This window comes from Burkholderia sp. Ac-20344, from assembly GCF_017104975.1.
In the GTDB taxonomy this organism is placed as follows: domain Bacteria; phylum Pseudomonadota; class Gammaproteobacteria; order Burkholderiales; family Burkholderiaceae; genus Burkholderia.
Map to the genome: position 1 here is coordinate 1 of NZ_JAAGPP010000283.1, position 5002 is coordinate 5002.

Sequence of the window (5002 nt, forward strand, 5' to 3'; positions counted from 1 at the left end):
TCGATCCGCGCGGCGTCCCAGCCGTGCTCGGCCGCCGCGATCTGCATCTCGCCGGCGCTCGCAGGCGTCGTGTGCCGGTAGTCGCAGTACACGTCCATGTCGGGCAGCCAGGCGGGCGGGATCTCGTGCGCGCGCGCGACGTTCGTGCTGATCGACGTGACGAGCGCGGGGCGCGTGAGCATCCCGTCGCCGAGCACGGGCGTGCCCGACGACGTGCACAGCATCACGACGTCCGCGTCGCGTACGCACGCTTCGACGCTCGCCGCAGCCCGTGCGCGCGGATCGACCTGCGCGAGCGTTGCCTGCTGCGCGGCGTCACGGGCGAGCGCGGGCGAGTACACGCGGATCGTTTCCCAGTCGCGCAATCCCGCCGTGTGCCGCAGGTGCGCGAGGCCGACCGCGCCCGCGCCGACGATCGCGAGATGGCGCGCGTTGCGCGGCGCGAGGCAGTCGACCGCGAGCGCAGTCGTGCCGGCCGTGCGCTCGACGGTCAGCTGCCCCGCGTCGCACCACATCAGCGGCTGGCCGGTGCGCATCGACATCAGCGCGGTCCATGCGGTGACGACGGGCTTGCCGCCCGTCACGACATACGGCGACAGCTTCGCGCCGAATACCTGCGCGTCGGCGAGCGCGCCGAGATACGTGATGAAGTCGCCGGCCTGGTCGGGAAACAGCGTGAGCGTTTGCGGCGGCTGCACCGCGCGCGCCGCGGCGAGCGATGCGAACATGCTGCGCAGCGTGCCGAGCACGTCGAGCGACGGCAGGGCCGCGCGCACGGCGGCTTCATCGACGGTCAGCGGCAGGGTCGGGGCGGTTTGCGTCATGGGGACATCTCCGGTCGGGGCCGGACAGGACTGTCTCGATCGACGGTGTCCGGCAGTGTTCGTGATGGACGAAAAGTCTAATATAGACAAACAGAATCCGGAGGATTTTTCTTTTCGAGACTTCGTGCTGTCGCCCGGTTCGGAAGAAACAACGGAAAATCAAAGGCATTCCGGGTGATCGACGAATTTTGGGCGTCGTGTATCGGGGCACGATTCTCGTATCCCCTATAGTCTATAGTAGACTTTAAGTCTATATTGCGCATGCAGGACACGACGCGTCGCCGCGTGGCGGCCGCCTGCTTCGAAGGCCGATCCGGCGCCCGGCCGAGGCCGTCGTGTACCGATCTTCATCGCCTCAATCCGGAACGGAAGGACCGTCATGAACTGGAAGCTCTCCCTTTGCGCCGCTGCGGCGCTTGCCTGCGCGGCCGTCACGGCCCATGCGGAACAGACCACGTTGCGCTTCGGGATCGAAGCCGCCTATCCGCCGTTCGAGAGCAAGACGCCGGCCGGCCAGCTGCAGGGTTTCGACGTCGACATCGGCAACGCGGTGTGCGCGAAGCTGAACATGAAATGCGTATGGGTCGAGAATTCGTTCGACGGCCTGATCCCGGCGCTGCAGGCGCGCAAGTTCGACGCGATCAACTCGGCGATGAACATCACGTCGAAGCGCCGGCAGAGCATCGACTTCACGCCGGCGATCTACGTGGTGCCGATCGTGACGATCGCCAAGCATGGCTCGCCGCTGCGGCCCGACGTCGCGAGCCTGCGCGGCAAGCGTGTCGGCGTGCTGCAGGGCTCGTCGCAGGAGGATTTCCTGAAGGCGCACTGGGCCAATGCGGGCGTGGCCGTCGTGTTGTACCAGGATCAGGACCAGATCTATGCCGATCTCGTCGCGGGCCGGCTCGACGCGGCCGTGCAGGAAGCGCAGACCGCGCAGGACGGTTTCCTCGACAAGCCGGCCGGCCGCGACTACCAGATCGTCGGCGAGCCGCTGAAGGATCCGGCGACGCTCGGCGAAGGTACGGGCTTCGGGTTGCGCAAGAACGACAAGGCGCTGCAGGCGAAGATCGTCGGCGCGCTCGACGCGCTGAAGAAGGACGGCACGCTCAGCGCGCTGTCGCAGAAGTACTTCAAGCGCGACATCGTCGCGAAGTAATCACCGCCGCGCGCCGGCCGCCGAGCTGGCGCGTATCGCATCGAATCTCGACGCAGTACGGGGAACCATGGATTTCGACGTCATCGTTCTGGGGGCCGGCATCGTCGGCGTGTCGTCGGCGCTGCATCTGCAGGATCGCGGGCTGCGCGTCGCGCTCGTCGACCGGCGCGCGCCCGGCGAGGAAACGAGCCACGGCAATGCGGGGCTGATCGAGCGCTCGTCGGTCGTGCCGTACGCGTTTCCGCGCCGGCTCGGCACGCTGCTGCGCTATGCGCGCAACCGCTCGGTCGATCTCTACTGGGACTACCGCGCGCTGCCCGCGTATGCGGGCTGGCTCGCGCGCTTCTGGCGCGAATCGTCGCCGCAGCGGCTCGCGGCCGCCGCGCGCGACCTGCTGCCGCTCGTCGCGGCGAGCGTGGTCGAGCACGACGCGCTGCTCGCGCGCACCGACGCGCAGCCGCTCGTGCACGACGGCGGGTGGATCGAGGCGTTCCGTTCGCCCGCGCTGTTCGACGCGGAAGCGCACACACAGCGGCGCGTGGCCGAGGAGCACGGGCTGCGGATGACCGTGCTCGACGCGAGTGCGTTGCGCGCACGCGAGCCCGGCGTCGGCGACGCGTTCTGCGGCGCATTTCACTGGCAGGACCCGAAAACCGTGTCGAGCCCGGGCGGACTGACCAAGGCCTACGCGCGGTTGTTCGAGCGCGATGGCGGCGCGTTCGTGCTCGGCGATGCGAAGACGCTCGTGCAGGTGGATGACGGCTGGCAGGTCGGCACCGAACACGGGCCGATCTCGGCGCGCTCGGCCGTGGTCGCGCTCGGGCCGTGGTCCGATCACGTCTTCGAGCCGCTCGGCTACCGGATTCCGCTGCGCGCGAAGCGCGGCTACCACATGCATTACCGGCCGACGCGCGCGCCGTTGAACGTGCCCGTGTGCGATACCGAGGAAGGTTTCGTCGTCGCGCCGATGGAAGGCGGGCGCCTGCGGCTCACGACCGGTGTCGAGATCGCGCTGCGCGGCGCACCGCCGACCGGCGTGCAGCTCGCGCGCGCCGAGCCGCTGGCGCGCGACGCGTTCGGCATCGGCGAGCGGCTCGATCCCGAGCCGTGGCTCGGGATGCGGCCGTGCACGCCCGACATGCGCCCGGTGATCGGGCCCGCGCCGCGCCATCGTCACCTGTGGTTCGCGTTCGGCCATTGTCACCACGGGCTCACGCTCGGCCCCGCGACCGGGCGCCTGCTCGCCGAAATGATGACGGGCGCGCCGACCTATATCGATCCCCATCCGTACCGGCCTGCGCGCTTCGGCTGATCCGGCGGCGCGCGCGGCCTCGCGCGCGCCGTGCCGGTTGCGAGGCCGCCTTCACAATGTTTCATTCTGCTACCCGAATTATCGGGAGCCACGCAATCGGAAATGAACCGCGTAATCGGCAAGAAAGATAATCGTGAAATAAAGAAAATCAGAAATCGGCGATTCATCAATACATTTTCATATTGCTGAAATGCGTAACGGAGACCCGGTCATGACGGTGTGGCGCACCGTCGCGGCAGGGCGTTCCGGTGTTGCGTGGAATGTACCGGAACACGTTACCACGGGGCTCGCAAGCGTTACGTTACATCCGTGTCCCGTCCGCCTTTTTCATCAGACGATTCCGGCGCCGGAGCCGTGAATTTCGTCTGAAATCGATTAAAGAAACGTTATTGCCAGTCAATAGGCAGGCGAATCTATCCGGTTTTTGGGATTGGCACGCTTCGTGCAATCCGTCCCCATGCTTTATCAATGTCGTGCCAACCGAGATGGGGAAAATAAAGATGGGACAAAATCTTAAGTTGACGGGTGTGGCGCTGTCGGTCGCGACGGTGTTCGGGGTGCTGGCTTCGGGTTCCGCGATGGCGGCGGCACTCGATTCGCTGCCGATCCCGCAGGTGATCGTCAACCCGCCGACGAACAGCGTGTCGGTCGGACTGGTCGCGACGGGGACGTCGCCGCTGGGCTTGGTCACCGTGACGGCGGGCGGGGCGGGCGCGATCCAGACGTCGCTGGGCGATCCCGGCCAGGTATTGTCGGGCGCCGTGGGGGCGGCGACGGGCACACTCGGCGGTGGCGGCACGGTGCAGCCGCTCGCGCCGGTACAGGGTGTGGTGAATCAGGTGACGGGGGCGCTGAGCGGCGGCAACCCGGCGGGTGCGCTGAGCAACGCGGTCAACACGATCACGGGCACGCTCGGCAACGTCGGCGGCTCGGGGAGCCCGCTGGCGCCGGTGCAAGGCGTCGTCACGCAACTCGCGGGCACGCTCGGCAACGATCCGGCGGGTGGGCTGACGAACGCGCTGAATTCGGTGACGGGGGCGCTCAGTGGCGCGAATCCGCTGGCACCGGTGCAAGGCGTCGTGAACCAGGTCGTCGGCACGCTGTCCGGCGCCGGCGGCAGCCCGATCACGCCGATCACGAACCTCGTCAATGGCCTGCAGAACGCGCTGCCGACGGGCGGCAACGCGGCCGGTGCGCTGACCGGCGCACTTGGCTCGATGACGGGCGCACTCGGCAACCTCGGCGGCTCGAACCCGCTGACGCCGGTGCAGGGCGTCGTGAACCAGGTCGTCGGTACGCTCGGCAACAGCAATGCGGTCGGTACGGCCACGAACGCGCTGGGTAACGCGGTCGGCTCCGTCGTCGGCGCACTCGGCAATCTCGGCGGCGCGAGCCCGCTGGCACCGGTGCAGGGTGTTGTGAACCAGGTCGTCGGCACGCTCGGCAACCTTGGCGGCTCGAACCCGCTGGCGCCGGTGCAAGGCGTCGTGAACCAGGTCGTCGGCACGTTGTCGGGCGCGACGGGCAACAACCCGATCGCGCCGATCACGAACCTCGTGGACGGCCTGACGGGCGGCAGGAACCCGGCCGGCGAGCCTACCGGTGCGCTCGGTTCGGTGAAGGGCGCACCCGCGGACCGTCCGGCCGGCCCCCGGCCGGCGGCCTGCCGCGCGCCGTGGAGTGCGGAAGGTCGGCGTGTCGGGAAAA

General features: G+C 68.3%; 3 protein-coding genes and 1 pseudogene. 3 read left to right on the top strand and 1 reads right to left on the bottom strand.

The window, feature by feature from the left end:
• A partial coding sequence (locus G3N64_RS38195; RefSeq protein WP_205788760.1) for an ornithine cyclodeaminase family protein occupies nt 1-824 on the bottom strand: 824 nt, incomplete at its 3' end.
• A gap of 379 nt (nt 825-1203) precedes the next feature.
• On the opposite strand from G3N64_RS38195, the gene G3N64_RS38200 reads away from it, so the two are divergent.
• From G3N64_RS38200 to G3N64_RS38210, 3 genes and pseudogenes are all read left to right on the top strand, one after another.
• Complete coding sequence (locus G3N64_RS38200; RefSeq protein ID WP_205788761.1) at nt 1204-1983, top strand: ABC transporter substrate-binding protein; 780 nt, start codon at nt 1204-1206, stop codon at nt 1981-1983.
• Between the two features lie 67 nt (nt 1984-2050).
• Complete coding sequence (locus G3N64_RS38205; protein ID WP_205788762.1) at nt 2051-3295, top strand: FAD-binding oxidoreductase; 1245 nt, start codon at nt 2051-2053, stop codon at nt 3293-3295.
• Nucleotides 3296-3795: 500 nt separating this feature from the next.
• A pseudogene (locus G3N64_RS38210) lies at nt 3796-5002 on the top strand (hypothetical protein); the annotation flags it as partial.